General features: G+C 73.4%; 10 protein-coding genes. 1 reads left to right on the top strand and 9 read right to left on the bottom strand.

The features are described from left to right. The first annotated feature begins 96 nt into the window (after window positions 1-96). Window positions 97-1,119, top strand: a complete 1,023-nt coding sequence (locus tag ACFWZH_RS17485) for an alpha/beta hydrolase (RefSeq protein ID WP_384431110.1) — start codon at window positions 97-99, stop codon at window positions 1,117-1,119. Window positions 1,120-1,155: 36 nt separating this feature from the next. On the opposite strand, the gene ACFWZH_RS17480 is transcribed toward ACFWZH_RS17485, so the two are convergent. From ACFWZH_RS17480 to ACFWZH_RS17440, 9 genes are all read right to left on the bottom strand, one after another. After that, a complete protein-coding gene (locus ACFWZH_RS17480; protein WP_384431106.1) occupies window positions 1,156-1,626 on the bottom strand; it encodes a hypothetical protein in 471 nt (156 codons plus the stop codon). Window positions 1,627-1,769: 143 nt separating this feature from the next. Next, a complete protein-coding gene (locus ACFWZH_RS17475) occupies window positions 1,770-2,630 on the bottom strand; it encodes an ABC transporter permease (protein ID WP_384431103.1) in 861 nt (286 codons plus the stop codon). Further along, complete coding sequence (locus ACFWZH_RS17470; protein ID WP_384431100.1) at window positions 2,627-5,335, bottom strand: alpha/beta fold hydrolase; 2,709 nt, start codon at window positions 5,333-5,335, stop codon at window positions 2,627-2,629. Before ACFWZH_RS17470 ends, ACFWZH_RS17475 begins: the two co-directional genes overlap by 4 nt. A gap of 129 nt (window positions 5,336-5,464) precedes the next feature. Further along, window positions 5,465-6,016, bottom strand: coding sequence for a GNAT family N-acetyltransferase (locus ACFWZH_RS17465; RefSeq protein WP_384431097.1), 552 nt, complete (start codon window positions 6,014-6,016; stop codon window positions 5,465-5,467). 232 nt (window positions 6,017-6,248) lie between these two features. After that, window positions 6,249-7,352, bottom strand: coding sequence for a hypothetical protein (locus ACFWZH_RS17460; RefSeq protein WP_384431094.1), 1,104 nt, complete (start codon window positions 7,350-7,352; stop codon window positions 6,249-6,251). Between the two features lie 137 nt (window positions 7,353-7,489). Next, window positions 7,490-8,983, bottom strand: coding sequence for a CoA-acylating methylmalonate-semialdehyde dehydrogenase (locus tag ACFWZH_RS17455; RefSeq protein ID WP_384431091.1), 1,494 nt, complete (start codon window positions 8,981-8,983; stop codon window positions 7,490-7,492). Between the two features lie 44 nt (window positions 8,984-9,027). Further along, window positions 9,028-10,911: a 3D-(3,5/4)-trihydroxycyclohexane-1,2-dione acylhydrolase (decyclizing) gene (gene iolD, locus ACFWZH_RS17450; protein WP_384431088.1), complete on the bottom strand. Its 1,884-nt coding sequence runs from the start codon at window positions 10,909-10,911 to the stop codon at window positions 9,028-9,030. Beyond that, window positions 10,908-11,831: a 5-deoxy-glucuronate isomerase gene (gene iolB, locus ACFWZH_RS17445; protein WP_384431086.1), complete on the bottom strand. Its 924-nt coding sequence runs from the start codon at window positions 11,829-11,831 to the stop codon at window positions 10,908-10,910. Before iolB ends, iolD begins: the two co-directional genes overlap by 4 nt. Window positions 11,832-11,929: 98 nt before the next feature. Continuing rightward, window positions 11,930-12,817: a deoxyribose-phosphate aldolase gene (locus tag ACFWZH_RS17440; protein WP_384431083.1), complete on the bottom strand. Its 888-nt coding sequence runs from the start codon at window positions 12,815-12,817 to the stop codon at window positions 11,930-11,932. Between the last annotated feature and the right edge of the window lie 65 nt (window positions 12,818-12,882).

Genomic DNA, 12,882 nt, shown 5'->3' with positions numbered 1-12,882 from the left:
AACCCGCACCCGCCCCGGCCCCCTCTTGCCCGGTGTCCGGGACGACTCCCGGGCGGCCGGGAGGGCTCCCGGCAGGTTCGGCAAGGAGAAGGCCCCGTGCGCACAGCCCTGTTCCGTCCGGTGATCGCAATGATCACCCTCACCGTGCTCGCCGCCACGGCCGGCTGCGGCACCGACGCCCCGCCGGCCTCCCCCGTACGGTTCGACGACGGCCCCAAGGCGGGCGCCGCGCTGCACACCAGCACCAAGGGCAGGCACTCGCTGGTGCAGTGGCCCAGCCGCCCGATCACCTTCACCGAGCAGAGGCGGGTCGGCGGCGCCGGCCGGAACACCCCGATCGGCATGACCACCCTGCACGGCCCGAAGTCCGGCTTCACCGGCAAGGTGTGGGTGTGGGCGCCGCCGGAGTACTACGACAAGCGCAACGCCGACAAGGGCTTCCCGGTCATGGAGGCGCTGCCCGGCGCCTACGGCTACCCCGTCAACTACTGGATCGGCTCCGACCTCAAACTGCAGGAGAACCTCGCCCAGTGGTCCAAGGACGGCACCAGCCTGCCGTTCATCGTCGTCATGCCGGTGCTCAACCCCGACAACAAGCAGTACTACGACGGCAGCGACATACCGGGCCGGCCCAAGATCGGCACCTGGCTCAGCCAGGACGTGCCCGACCTCGTACGGCAGAACTTCCGCACCCTCAAGACCCGCGACGCCTGGGCGATCATGGGGTCCTCCTCGGGCGGGTTCGCGGCGCTGAAGAACGTGCTGCAGAACCCCGGCACCTTCAAGGTGGCGATCCCCAACGGGCCGGACATCGTGCCCGACTCACCGCTGTGGAACGGCCACGCCCGCGAGGAGCGGGAGAACAACCCCGAGGCGCTGGCCCGCCGGCTGATCGCCCGCGGCGGACCGCCGGTCTACCTCGCCTTCCAGGACGGCTCCCAGGAGCACACGGTGCTGCCGAAGGTCCACCGGTTCATCGCGCAGTACGGGCGCGGCCCGGTGCGCACCCGGCTGCAGATCGTCCCCGGCGGCACGCACAGCGCGGCGACGTACGTGCGGGGCCTGGGCGAGGGCACGATGCGCTGGGTCAGCGCGCACATGCAGGGGCCGACCGCCTGACCGCGGCGGCCGGCCCGGGACGTGGCGACGCGTGGATCACCGGCCGCAGTCGACGTCCTGCAGCTCGATCGGGTGGGAGTCCAGGCCCACATAGGCGGTGAAGGAGTCGCGGCTCCCACCGCCCCACACGGTGGTGACCGTCGCCCAGCCGACCCCGGCGGACTGGGCGGTGGTCACCCTGCCGACGGTGATCTCCCGCGGGACGTTCTGGGCGCACAGCAGCAGGTCGTAGCCCTCGGTGTGGGCGGCCCGGTCCTTGAGGTAGGCGGAGACCTGGTGCTCGCGGGAGGAGTCGCTCGGCCCGTGGTGGCCGTAGAAGGCGGACAGGAAGCGGTGGATCTCGGCGGCGGTGTGCCGACCGCCGGCATCCGGGCGGACGGTGCCGGCGGCCGGGCCGGTGCGCGGGTGGGCGGCGGCCGGGCCGGAGGCGGCGAGGGGCAGGGTCAGGCCGAGGGCCGCGGCACAGGCCGCGGCGACGGCGGTGGTACGCGAAGCGGTACGGAGCATGGGATGTCCTCGAACTTCGGGCATGTCGAACCTGTGCCCACACAGACACCCGGCCGCGCCGAATGGTTGCGCCCCGACGCCCGGCCCCGCCGCGCCGGATGGCGGCACCCCCGCGCCCGGCCCGGCCGCCCCTCACCCCGCCGTCACGACACCACGTCCTTGCGGGCGAACCCCCGGAACGCCAGCGCGCACAGCACCAGCGCATACGACACCGACACCGCCGAGCCCTGGATCATCCCGGACCACTCCATCCGGGGCTGCAGGGCGTCCGCCCAGGAGTACTGCCAGTGGGCGGGCAGCGCGTCGCGCCAGCCGCCCAGGGCGGTGACCTGGTCGAGGACGTTGCCGACGATGGTCAGCCCGACGGCGCCGCCGACCGCGCCCAGCGGCGCGTCGGTCACCGTCGACAGCCAGAACGCGAGCGCCGCGGTGACCAGCTGACTGACGAAGATGTAGCCGACCACGACCGCCAGCCGCACCGCCGCCTCCCCCGCCGGCAACGCGCCGCCGGTGGGCAGCTGCAGCGGCCCCCAGCCGTAGGCGGCGGTGCCCACCCCCAGTGCGACCAGCGGCAGCAGCAGCATCGCGGCGGCGCTGAACGCCAGCGCGACGGTGAGCTTGCTCAGCAGCAGCCGGGCCCGGGGCACCGGCGCGGCCAGCAGATAGCGCAGCGAGGACCAGCTCGCCTCCGAGGCGATCGTGTCGCCGCAGAACAGCGCCACCGGGACCACCAGAAGGAAGCCCGCGGAGACGAACAGCGCGGTGGCGGCGAAGTTGGCGCCGGAGGCGGTGGCGCTGTCCATCAGGGTGATCCGGCCGTTGCCGCGGCCGGACGGGTCGCCCCCGATCGCGAACGCCGCCACCAGCACGAACGGCAGCAGCGCCAGGATCGCGGCGATGACCAGTGTGCGCCGGCGGCGCAGCTGGCGGCGGGCCTCCACACGCAGCGGGAGGGTGCGGCGCGGGCGGTAGCCCGGCGCCCGCGCCGTGGTGGTCGCGCTCATCGGTCGCCTCCGATCAGGGTGAGGAAGGCGTCCTCCAGACGCCGGTGCGGGCCGATCCGGTCCACCGCGATCTCCAGCCGCAGCAGCTCGGTCAGCAGCCCGGTGGTGCTGAGCGTGCCGTCCAGCCGCACCAGCAGGCCGCCCTCGGCGCGGACCGCCGAGGCGACCCCCGGCAGCGCGTCGACCTTCTCCACGACGGCGTCGCCGACCGGTTCCGCGACGCCGACCAGCAGGGTGTCGCCGGAGCCGGTGATCTCGGCGACCGGGCCGGCCTGCACCAGCCGCCCGCGGTCCATGACGACCAGATGCGTACAGCTCTGCTCGACCTCGGACAGCAGATGGCTGGAGACGATGACGGTGCGGCCGGCGGCGGCGTAACGGATCATCACGTCCCGCATCTCGCGGATCTGCGGCGGGTCCAGGCCGTTGGTCGGCTCGTCGAGGATCAGCAGATCCGGCAGGCCCAGCATGGCCTGGGCGATGGCCAGGCGCTGCCGCATGCCCTGGGAGTAGGTGCGCACCGCACGCTGCAGCGCGTCGCCGAGGCCGGCGATCGCCAGCGCCTCGTCCAGGTGCGCGTCGGCGGCGGGCCGGCCGGTGGCCTGCCAGTACAGCTCCAGGTTGGCGCGGCCGGACAGATGTGGCAGGAAACCGGCGCCCTCGACGAACGCGCCGACCCTCGACAGCACCGGGGCGCCCGGTCGGACCGCCTGCCCGAAGATCCTCATCTCTCCGTCGTCGGGCGTGATCAGGCCCATCAGCATCCGCAGCGTGGTGGTCTTGCCCGCGCCGTTGGGCCCGAGCAGACCGAGCACCTGCCCCTTCTCCACACGGAAGGACAGCTCCCGTACGGCATAGCGGTCCGCGGACCCGGCATAGCGCTTGCTCAACCCGCTGATCCGCAGCGGGACATCGGCGAGCGCCGGGTCGGGGGCGGGCGCCGCGGTGCGGCGGCGGGCGGTGAGCACCAGCAGCGCCGCGACGACCGCGGCCGCGGCGGGCAGCACCCAGGTCCAGGCCGGCAACGGGGCGGCCGCGCTGCGCACCTGGGGCGCGATCGGCACGCCCAGCGCGCCGCCGCCCCGCAGCGCGACGCTGTAGGTGGTGGGTTCGGCCGGTGAGGCGTAGCCGAGGTCGGTGGCCGAGAGCACCAGCCGCAGCCGGTGCCCGGCGGCGAAGTCATGGTCGACGGCGGGCAGCCGGAGCCGGACGGTCCGGCCCTCCTGGGCGCCGACGACGCGGTACGGCGCGACGAGCTGGGCGGGCAGCACCTGGCGCCGGCCGCCGGGGGCGACGTCGTAGAGCTTGGCGAAGAGCACCGCGTCCGGGGACTTCGAGCGCACCCGCACCGTGGCGGTGGGACTGCCGGTGAGCCGGACGGAGTCGGTCAGCGGCGCCGAGTCGAAGCGGGCGTACTGGCCGGGGAAGTCCAGGGACAGACCGCCGGTGCCCAGGGCGGAGAGAGTGCCGAGCGCGCCGACGCCGGGCACCGCGGAGATGGCGGGCGGACCGGCGCCGGCCGGGTTGCGGAAGGTCTGCGCGGGGCCGGCCAGCGGGATGCGCCGCACCTCGCCCGCGAGCCCCGGGTAGTCCTCCGCGCTCGCGCCGCGCAGCCGCACCGTGCCGTCGGTCGAGTCCACTCCGCCGGTCCGGCTGATCCGGAACGCCGGCCCGGTGTCGGCGCCCTCGTCGCCCTTGAGGTAGCGGTCGAACCAGGCCTTCGTACGTGCCTGGAGCCGGGCGCTCTCGCGGTCCCCGCCGTCGTGGCCGCCCGCGATCCAGTCGACGTCCACCGGCGCCCCGTTGCGCCGGATCGCCTTCTGCGCGGCGTCGGCCTGGTCGAGGGGGAACAACGAATCGGTCTGGCCCTGCATGATCAGGGTCGGCACCTTGATGCGGTCGCCGACCGCGGACGGGCTGCGGTCCGCCAGCAGCCGCCGGGCCGCGGCGTCCGGCGTGCCGCTCTCGGCGACCCGCTCGTACATCCGGCACAGCGCGGGCTCGAACCTCCCGCAGCCGCCGGACGTCGTGGGGGCGGCGCGGGGCGCGCCGGTGGGGGCGCCCGCCGAGCCGGTGGTGAAGAAGATCCCCGCCCACAGCTTCTTGAACACACCGTGCGGGAAGAGGGCGTCGGCGAGGTTCCAGTACGTGATCTGCGGGGCGATGGCGTCGACGCGCCGGTCGTGGCCGGCCGCCAGCAGCGAGATCGCACCGCCGTACGAGGCACCGGCGACGCCCACCCGGGGGTCGCCGGCCTTGTCGAGCCGCACCTCGGGGCGCTCGGCCAGCCAGTCGATCAGCCGGCTGGCGTCGGCGACCTCGCCGTCCGCGGCGTTCAGCCCGATCTTCCCGGTGGACTTGCCGAAGCCGCGCGCCGACCAGGTCAGCACGGCGTACCCGTCCCGGGCCAACTGCTCGGCCTGCGGGCGCAGATCGGCCTTGCTGCCGCCGAAGCCGTGGCCGAGCAGCACCGCGGGCCGCCGCCCGCCAAAGCCCTGCCGCGCGGTGAAGAAGGAGGTGTCGATCCGCACGTCCTTCGTGCCGCCGGGCGTCCGCGGCATCGTCAGCAGCCGGTCCTCGCGGTGGACGACGGGCGCCGCGTCCGAGGAGGCGGCAGCCCATGTACCGCCGCCCACCAGCACGGCCAGCGCGCCCACCGCGGCGTACAGCCGCCGCCCGCGCAGTCTGAGACCTCGGAGATCCATACCGGAAATCCTAGGTACCGGCCGCGGCGGGCGGCCGGTACCCCGGGCGGAATCCGGCGGTCTCCCCGGGGAGTAGGGTGCGCCGGTCGCGTACCACGAACGCGGTACGCGACCGGCCCGGCCGGGGCGCTACTCTCCGGCCGCCGTCATACGGAACCGCGCCGAGCCCTCGTCGCCGCTCCAGCGCTCCAGCCCGGCCTTCTCCAGGACGCGGCGGGACGCCGGGTTGGTCGGCTCGACGTCCGCGTACACCGTGTGCACCCCGGGTGCGGTGAGCGCGAACGCCACCAGGGCGCGGGCCGCCTCGGGCGCATAGCCGCGCCCCCTGCGGGACGGCACGATGCCGTAGCCGAACTCGACCGCGCCGTCGACCGGCGGCCAGAACAGCCCGATGCCGCCGACCACCAGGCCGCTCGCCCGCTCGACGATCTGCCGCTGGCCGTGGACGCCCCGGGCGGCCGGATTGCCGGCGGTGAAGCCGGCGATGACCCGGTCGCCGTCGGCGGGGAAGTCCGCCGCCCAGTGCGGCCGGCGCTCCTCGCCGGCGACCGCGGCCAGCTCGTCGTCGGACCAGGGCCGCAGCAGCAGCCGGTCGGTGAGCAGTTCGCCGTCACGGGACGGATCCGGGGACGAAGGGGAGGGAGAGGAGGAAAGGGAAGAACGGGAGGAAGAAGAAGACACGCGTCACTCCTGGTCGTCTGTGGGCGACCGGGCCGCGCTGAGGTGTGCGGACGCAACGACGTCCGGCTCAGACCGCCGCCCGGTCAAGGGCATGCTGATGAGGCGTCCGGCGGGCCATATTCATCAACCTCCCTTGCTCCAGCAGTGCTCGCGCTGCGTGCGCGCGGGGAGCGTACCAACCCGGCGCGCGCCCGGCACACCGCTTTTTCGCGGGTGCCGGGCGACCGCCTCGTCAGTACTGCGGCGGCCCGAAACCGCCCTGCGGGGGCGGCGGGTTGCCGGGCGGCTGCCAGGCGGGCGGGGCCGGCGGGACCGGCGGGCCGGGCGGCGGCATCTGCGGGCCGGGCGGCGGCACGAAGCCGGGGACGGCGAACTGCGGAGCCTGGGCCGGCGGGTACCAGGCCGGGGCGACCGGCTCGCCACGGCCCATCAGCGCCAGCAGCGCCACCGAACCGAGCAGGTCGAGCAGCAGCTGGATGTCGCCGATGATGCTCAGGCCCGGCATGCTGTCGCTCAGCTCGAACAGGGCGCCGTTGCCGGCCAGCCCGATCACCGTCAGCAGGGCGCTGGGCAGCGTCACCATCGACAGCCCCATGGCCAGACCACGGGCCGCGCTGCCCCGCATCAGGCTGTTGAGCCCCGCCAGCGCGGTCAGCACGAGGAACACCAGGGACGACCAGCCGGGCGACATGGCCAGCAGGGAGCTGAGCACGCCCCGGCCGAGGTAGAGCATCTCGAAGGAGCCGGTGCCGCCCTCCACCAGCATGTACAGGTGCCAGGCCACATTGCACAGGACCATCGCGCCGAGCAGCAGCCCGGCCACCACGCCCGCCGTCGGCGCCGGGCGCATCGGCGGGTCGCTGGGGGAGGTGCGCGGCCAGGACCGCATGCCGGCGAGCAGCACGATGCCGGCGACGAAGGTCACCAGGAACAGCAGCACACTGCTGATGAAGACGCTGTCGAACGTCGAGGTGTTGGTCTCGGCGTGCAGGAACCACTTGTCGTCGCTGGTGTGGCTGCCGACGCTCACCGCGGCCTGCAGGGCGGTGGCCCAGGTGAAGGTGGTGGCGACGGCCAGCAGCCCGCCGGCCACCCGCTGCCCGGCGAACGCGGCGAGCGCCGCCGCCAGCTGCACGACGGCGAGGCCGAGGTGGAACGGCCCGGTGACCTGGTTGGTGCCGCCGCGGCTCTGGAAGGTCCAGGAATCCCAGAGGCCGACGAGACCGAACTCACCGACGTCGACGGCCAGCCAGTACGCCGTGTAGAGGAAGAACAGCAGGCAGAACGCCCCGCCGGTGATACGGGCGCCCTTGGCGAGCGCCATGGATTGGTGCATTGCTTCCCCCGATGGAGTTGGTGTGCGGCGAGGATGCACGGTAGCAACGGGCCGAACCCCCTGCCGAGGGGGTCCGGCAAGGGGTTCGGCAGGGGGCCCGGTCAACGCGTCCGGCAGGGCGTCCGTCGGCGGTGACCTCAGTGGTTGCTGGGGAAGCCCAGGTTGATGCCACCGTCGGACGGGTCGGGCCAGCGAGTGGTGACGACCTTGCCGCGGGTGTAGAAGTGCACGCCGTCGTTGCCGTAGATGTGGTGGTCGCCGAAGAGCGAGTCCTTCCAGCCGCCGAAGGAGTGGTAGCCCACCGGAACCGGGATCGGCACGTTCACCCCGACCATGCCGGCCTCGACCTCCAGCTGGAAGCGGCGGGCGGCACCGCCGTCGCGGGTGAAGATCGCGGTGCCGTTGCCCCACGGCGAGTTGTTCATCAGCGCGATGGCCTCGTCGTAGCTCTCGACGCGGACCACCGACAGCACCGGGCCGAAGATCTCGTCCCGGTAGGCGTCCATCTCGGGCGTGACGTTGTCCAGCAGGGACACACCGATCCAGTGGCCGTCCTCGTAGCCCTCGACGGTGTAGCCGGTGCCGTCGATGACGACATCGGCGCCCTGGGCCGCGGCACCGGTGACGTACGAGGCGACCTTGTCGCGGTGGACCTTGGTGATCAGCGGGCCCATCTCGGAGGCCGGGTCGTCGCCGGGACCGATCCGCAGCTTGTCGGCCCGCTCCTTGATCTTGCCGATCAGCGGGTCGGCGGTCTCCCCGACCGCGACGACGACCGAGATCGCCATGCAGCGCTCGCCGGCCGAGCCGTACGCGGCGTTGATCGCCGAGTCCGCCGCCAGGTCGAGGTCCGCGTCCGGCAGGACCAGCATGTGGTTCTTGGCACCGCCCAGCGCCTGCACCCGCTTGCCGTTGGCGGTACCCGTGGTGTGGATGTAGCGGGCGATGGGGGTGGAGCCGACGAAGGAGACCGCGGCGACGTCGGGGTGCTCCAGGATGGCGTCGACCGCCACCTTGTCGCCGTTGACGATGTTCAGCACGCCGTCGGGCAGCCCCGCCTCCGCGGCCAGCTCGGCGAGCTTGAACGCGGCGCTGGGAACCTTCTCGCTCGGCTTGAGCACGAAGGTGTTGCCGCACGCGATGGCCAGGGGGAACATCCACATCGGCACCATCGCCGGGAAGTTGAACGGCGTGATGCCGGCGACCACACCCAGCGACTGGCGGATCGCCGCCACATCGACCCGGGTGGAGACCTGGGTGGACAGCTCGCCCTTGAGCTTCTCGGGGATACCGCAGGCCAGCTCGACGATCTCCAGACCGCGGGCGACCTCGCCCAGCGCGTCGGAGTGCACCTTGCCGTGCTCCGCGGTGATCAGCCGGGCCAGCTCCTCGCGGTGCGCGTCGACCAGCTCGCGGTACTTGAACAGCACCGACGTGCGCTTGGCCAGCGAGCTGGTGCCCCACGTCCGGAACGCTTCCTTGGCGGCGCGGACCGCCGCGTCGACCTCGTCGACCGACGCGAAGGCGACCTGCTTCTCCTGGGCACCGGTGGCCGGGTTGTAGACCGGGCCGAAGTTGCCGGAGACACCCTCGACGGGCTTGCCGCCGATCCAGTGGCTGATGGTCTTCATGCGAGGGGCCTTTCTGGGGTGACGACTTCGAACGGGGGTCAGGGTCAGAGGTGGCGGCGGCGCCCGGCGGCGTACCGGTCGTACGCCTCCCGGGCGGCGACCGCCGCCGGACGTGTCGCGGTCTCGGCAACAGGAACATCCCACCAGGCCTGCGCCTCCGGCGCGCCCGGCACAGTGTCGGCCGTTTCGGTCTCGACATAGACACATGTGGGCCGGTTCGAGCTCCGCGCCTCGGCGAGCGCGGTGCGCAGCTCGGCGACGGTGGCGGCACGCAGGACCCGCATACCGAGCGAGGCGGCGTTGGCGGCCAGATCGACGGGCAGCGGCGCGCCCGTGTACGTACCGTCCTTGTCACGGAAACGGTACGCCGTTCCAAAGCGTTCGCCGCCGGTCTGCTCGGACAGACCGCCGATCGACGCATAGCCGTGGTTCTGGACGAGGACGATGTTGATGTTGATGCCCTCCTGGACCGCGGTGACGATCTCGGTGGGGTTCATCAGATACGTACCGTCGCCGACCAGCGCCCACACCGGCCGGTCGGGCGCGGCGAGCCGGACCCCGATCGCGGCGGGGATCTCATAGCCCATGCAGGAGTAGCCGTACTCCAGGTGGTACTGCCGAGGCGACCGGGCACGCCAGAGTTTGTGCAGGTCACCGGGGAGGGACCCGGCCGCGTTGATGATCACGTCGGTGTCGTCGACGAGGGCGTCCAGCGCACCGAGGACCTGCGTCTGGGAGGGGCGCACGGAGTCGTCCGGGGCGCCGTACGCGGCGTCCACCCGGCGCTCCCAGTCCGCCTTCGCCGCCCCGTAGGCCGCCTCGTACCCCTCCTCGACGCGGTGCCCGGACAGCGCCAGGGTGAGCGCTTCGAGCCCGGCGCGGGCGTCGGCCACCAGGGACAGGGCACCGAGCTTGTGGGAGTCGAAGGGGGCGATGTTGAGGTTGACGAAGCGGACGTCCGGCGCGGCGAAGAGCGTCCCGGAGGCGGTGGTGAAGTCGGTGTAGCGGGTCCCGACACCGATGATCAGATCCGCCTCGCGGGCCAGCGCGTCGGCGGTGGCGGTACCGGTGTGCCCGATGCCGCCCACGTCGGCGGGGTGGTCGTGGCGCAGCGAGCCCTTGCCCGCCTGGGTGACGGCCACCGGGACGCCGGTGGTGTCGACGAAGGCCCGCAGCGCCTCCTCCGCCTCCGAGTGGTGGACCCCGCCGCCCGCGATCAACAGGGGCCGCCGGGCCCCGCGGATCGCCCGTACCGCCTCGGCCAGGGCGCCGACGTCGGGGGCGGGCCGGGGAACGCGCCAGACCCGGTCGGCGAAGAACTCCTCGGGCCAGTCGTACGCCTCGGCCTGCACGTCCTGCGGCAGCGCCAGGGTGACCGCGCCGGTGTCGACGGGGTCGGCGAGCACCCGCATGGCCTGCAGCGCCGCCGGGATCAGCGCCTCGGGGCGGGTGACCCGGTCGAAGTAGCGCGACACCGGGCGCAGCGCGTCGTTGACCGACACATCCCCCGCGTGCGGAACCTCCAGCTGCTGCAGGACGGGGTCTGCCGTCCGGGTGGCGAAGGTGTCGCCGGGCAGCAGCAGCACCGGCAGGCGGTTGACGGTGGCCAGCGCGGCGCCGGTGACGAGGTTGGTGGCGCCGGGGCCGATGGAGGTGGTGACGGCCTGCGCACCGAGCCGGTCGCGCTGCCGGGCGTAGCCGACCGCGGCATGCACCATGGCCTGCTCGTTGCGGCCCTGGAGGTACGGCAGCGCCTCACCGGACTCCAGCAGCGCCTGCCCGATACCGGCGACGTTGCCGTGGCCGAAGATGCCCCAGCAGGCGTTGATCAGGCGGTGCCGGCGGCCGTCCCGCTCGGTGTACTGGTGGGCGAGGAACTCGACCAGGGCCTGCGCGACCGTGAGGCGGCGCGTGGTGGGAGCGTTCATCGGGCGTCTCCTGCGGGCGCTTGGTAGAGAGGGAGGCGGGCGTCGACGGGCTGGTCCGGCCAGGTGCCGCGGATCCAGCCGTGGTCGGGGTGGTCGCAGATCAGCCATTCGCGGGTCTCGCCGGGCCCGGCCATGACGTTGAGGTAGTACATGGTGTGGCCGGGGGCGGCGATGGACGGGCCGTGCCAGCCGTCGGGGATCAGCACCGCGTCACCGCTGCGGACCTCGGCGAGCACGTCCGTACCGCGGCCGCGCCCCGACGGGCTGACGCGCTGGTAGCCCACACCGTCCGTGCCGTGCGCCGCCGCGATCTCGAAGTAGTAGATCTCCTCCAGCTCGCTCTCCTCCCCCGGGCGGCACTCGTCGTGCTTGTGCGGCGGATAGGACGACCAGTTGCCGCCCGGAGTGAGCACCTCCACCGCGATCAGCCGGTCGCACTCGAAACCCGCTTCGCGCTCGCCTGCGGGGGCCGCGGCCCCGAAGTTGTTGACCTGGCGGGAGCAGTTGCCGGTGCCGCGCAGCTCCACGGGGACGTCACGGGCGGCGCCGTAGCGGGCGGGCAGGCGGCGCTCGCAGCGCGCCCCGGTCAGCGCGAAGCGGCCGCCCGCCCCGCTGGCGATCTGCACATGCGCGTCCCTGGGGACGTAGGCGAAGTCGGTGACCCCGCTGAACACGCTCTCCCGGCCGGTGAGTTCGAAGAACTCGCCGTCGTCGGTCAGCACCGTGCAGCCGCCGGACAGCGGCAGCACGATCCATTCGCTGTCGCCGGTGGCGAAGGAGTGGTGGCCACCGGGCGGCAGGTCCAGCACGCGCAGCGAGGAGTAGCCCCAGCCGGCCCGTTTCGGGTCGATGTCCAGCGCGTACGGTCCCGCGGCCGCCTCACCGGCCCTCAGGTGGAATTCCGTGCTCACATTGCTCATGGATCGAGTCTCCTGCGGAAATCGCGGCGTTTGCAGTACCTCGTCGGTCTCCCCCGGGCTCCGCCCCGGTGCACCGGCGGCCGGGAGGTCCCCCCGGCTCACAGCAGGCCCACGGCGGTGTCCACGGCGGCCGCGACGTCCCCGTCGGCCGGGTAGAGCAGGGAGCGCCCGACGACCAGGCCCTGCACGGTCGGCAGCCGCAGCGCCTTGCGCCACTTCTCGTAGGCGGCCTCCTGGTCCCGGACGGTGCTGCCGATGTCGCCGCCGAGCAGCACGGTCGGCAGGGTGGTGGTCTCGCAGACCCGCGCCATGGCATCGGCGTCCTCGGTGACCGGCAGCTTGAGCCAGGTGTACGCGGAGGTGCCGCCGAGGCCGGAGGCGATGGCGACGGAGCGGGTCACGGCCTCGGGGCTGAGATCGTTGCGGACCTTGCCGTCTATCCGGGAGGAGAGGAACGGCTCGACGAAGACGGGCAGTTCCCGCGCGGCCATCTCGTCGATGGCACGGGCGGTGGCCTCCATGGTGGTCAGCGAGCCCGGGTCGTCGTAGTCGATCCGCAGCAGCAGCTTGCCCGCGTCGAAGCGGAGCCGGGCGAGGTCCTGCGGCCGGTGGCCGGTAAACCGGTCGTCCATCTCGAACGAGGCGCCCGCGATGCCGCCCCGGTTCATCGAGCCCATCACCACCTTGCCGTCGAGGGCGCCCAGCAGCAGCAGGTCCTCCAGGATGTCCGCGGTGGCCAGCACCCCGTCCACACCGGGCCGCGACAGCGCCAGCACCAGGCGTTCGAGCAGGTCGAGACGGTTGGCCATGGCGAGCTGCCGGTCACCGACGGCGAGCGCGCCGCGGGCCGGATGATCGGCGGCGACGATCATCAGCCGGCCGCTGTCGCCGAGGAGCGGGCGACGGGCGCGGCGCGCGGCGGCCTCCGCAACGGCTCCGGGGTGCCGGGCCCGCAGCGTCGCGAGGTCACTGATCCGAGGGGTCAAGGCTCAACTCACCTTCTTGAGTGCACAGGTGGGGCGGGGGTGGCGCGGGGCCGCGCCGTCGACGG

Source organism: Streptomyces sp. NPDC059008 (assembly GCF_042749045.1).
Classification (GTDB): Bacteria; Actinomycetota; Actinomycetes; order Streptomycetales; family Streptomycetaceae; genus Streptomyces.
This window is presented reverse-complemented; position numbering and strand designations above follow the sequence as displayed.

What these genes read in the sequence shown, in the direction of transcription:
- ACFWZH_RS17480 (WP_384431106.1), bottom strand. Translation starts at nt 1,626, where the DNA reads ATGCTCCGTACCGCTTCGCGTACCACCGCCGTCGCCGCGGCCTGTGCC.
- ACFWZH_RS17475 (WP_384431103.1), bottom strand. Translation starts at nt 2,630, where the DNA reads ATGAGCGCGACCACCACGGCGCGGGCGCCGGGCTACCGCCCGCGCCGC.
- ACFWZH_RS17470 (WP_384431100.1), bottom strand. Translation starts at nt 5,335, where the DNA reads ATGGATCTCCGAGGTCTCAGACTGCGCGGGCGGCGGCTGTACGCCGCG.
- ACFWZH_RS17460 (WP_384431094.1), bottom strand. Translation starts at nt 7,352, where the DNA reads ATGCACCAATCCATGGCGCTCGCCAAGGGCGCCCGTATCACCGGCGGG.
- ACFWZH_RS17455 (WP_384431091.1), bottom strand. Translation starts at nt 8,983, where the DNA reads ATGAAGACCATCAGCCACTGGATCGGCGGCAAGCCCGTCGAGGGTGTC.
- iolD (WP_384431088.1), bottom strand. Translation starts at nt 10,911, where the DNA reads ATGAACGCTCCCACCACGCGCCGCCTCACGGTCGCGCAGGCCCTGGTC.
- iolB (WP_384431086.1), bottom strand. Translation starts at nt 11,831, where the DNA reads ATGAGCAATGTGAGCACGGAATTCCACCTGAGGGCCGGTGAGGCGGCC.